The organism is Pseudomonas sp. PB106 (genome assembly GCF_009764645.1).
Classification (GTDB): Bacteria; Pseudomonadota; Gammaproteobacteria; order Pseudomonadales; family Pseudomonadaceae; genus Aquipseudomonas.
In genome coordinates this window covers 1-1,136 of the sequence record NZ_RWIM01000224.1, presented here as the reverse complement: position 1 = coordinate 1,136, position 1,136 = coordinate 1, and the positions used below count along the sequence as shown (strand labels likewise).

General features: G+C 62.2%; 1 protein-coding gene. It reads left to right on the top strand.

Annotation, left to right across the window (positions count from 1 at the left end):
* Nucleotides 1-1,136: immunoglobulin-like domain-containing protein (locus EJA71_RS27060; RefSeq protein ID WP_178113758.1), on the top strand; the 1,136-nt coding region annotated here is incomplete at both ends.

Sequence of the window (1,136 nt, the reverse complement as noted above, 5' to 3'; positions counted from 1 at the left end):
AGGCGGCACCGTGACTTACACCGCGACAGTTGGCGCGCCAGTGACGGGTTCGCCGGTCACCGTGACCCTGGCCAACGGTCAGAACATCACGATTGAAGTGGGTAAAACCACTGGTACCGTGACCACCACTGCGCCGAACGATGCGTTGAACGGCCACGCGCCGATCACCAACGCGATCACGGGTGTGAGCGGCGGTAACTACGAAGACCTCGTTGCCGACAAAACCCCGGTCAGCACTACTGTTACCGACACCACTGACACTACCGATCTGACGCTGAGCGCCACGGGCACTGTGGCTGAAGGCAGTTCGATCGTTTACACCGCGACCCTGACCAACCCGGCCGGCACGCCGGTCACCGTGACCCTGTCGAACGGCGCGGTGATCACCATTGAGGCCGGCAAAACCACCGGCACCGTGACCGTCGCCGCGCCTGCCGATGACGTCTACAAAGACGCCGGCAAGGTCGAAGTGACGATCAAGGATGCCACTGGCGGCAACTTCGAGAACCTGGTTCCAAGCACCACGCCAGCGGTCACCGACGTTACCGACACCATCGATACTTCGACGGTCAAACTGACCGCCACCGAGTCTGCGGCTGAAGGTGGCACTGTCACTTACACCGCTACCGTCGGTGCACCTGTGACTGGCTCGCCTGTCGTAGTGACCCTGGCCAACGGTCAGAACATCACCATCGAAATCGGCAAGACCACCGGCACCGTGACCACCACCGCGCCGAACGATGCGTTGACCGGCCACGCCCCGCTGACCAACTCGATCACTGGCGTTTCTGGCGGCAACTACGAAAACTTCGTGGCCGACAAAACCCCGGTCAGCACCACCGTGACCGACACCACCGACACCACCAATCTGTCGCTGACCGCGACGGACACTGTGGACGAAGGCGGCCAGATCACCTACACCGCCACCCTGACCAATGCGGCTGGCTCGCCAGTGACCGTGACCCTGAGCAACGGCTCGGTGATCACCATCAAGGCTGGCGAAACCACTGGCACCGTGACCGTCGCAGCGCCTGCCGATGACGTCTATAAAGATGCCGGCAAAGTCGAAGCAACCATTGCGACCGCCACCGGTGGCAATTTCGAGAACCTGGTGCCGAGCACCGTTCCGGCGGTGA